Origin of the sequence: Exiguobacterium sp. SL-9, from assembly GCF_004336985.1 — a bacterium.
Classification (GTDB): domain Bacteria; phylum Bacillota; class Bacilli; order Exiguobacteriales; family Exiguobacteriaceae; genus Exiguobacterium.
Window position 1 is genome coordinate 1 of the sequence record NZ_SJUO01000032.1, and the last position, 410, is coordinate 410.

Annotated in this window: 2 protein-coding genes; both read right to left on the reverse strand. The window is 45.6% G+C overall.

Annotation, left to right across the window (positions count from 1 at the left end; translation table 11 throughout):
• The coding region (locus EVJ34_RS15500; RefSeq protein WP_131486168.1) for a glycine--tRNA ligase subunit beta at positions 1–201 on the reverse strand (201 nt) is incomplete at its 3' end.
• Positions 202–210: 9 nt separating this feature from the next.
• Positions 211–410, reverse strand: a 200-nt coding sequence (locus tag EVJ34_RS15505; RefSeq protein WP_131486169.1) for a glycine--tRNA ligase subunit alpha, incomplete at its 5' end; no start/stop codon positions are given.

Genomic DNA, 410 nt, shown 5'->3' on the forward strand with positions numbered 1-410 from the left:
GTCTGGCTGTGAAGCTGCTAAATCAGCTACTTTAAGTGCTAAACGACGAGGGGCAGCAAACCACGTTACTGCACCATGGGTAATATCAGCGCCATCAAGTTCAGCCGTAAAATTTGCAGCAAATGATTCAGCTAATGAACGAAGAGCCTTCGGCGGTAACTCTTCGGTGCCGATTTCCACAAGGAAAGTCTGTTGAGTCATGACAGCCTCTTAGTTCTTATGACACATAGGGAATCCAAGCGCTTCACGAGAAGCATAATACGCTTCTGCAACCCCTTTAGTTAGGGTACGAATACGTAAAATATAGCGTTGGCGTTCAGTAACAGAAATGGCTTTACGTGCATCTAGTAGGTTGAAAGTGTGAGCCGCTTTCAAGATACGTTCGTATGCAGGTAGTGGAAGTGGTGTTT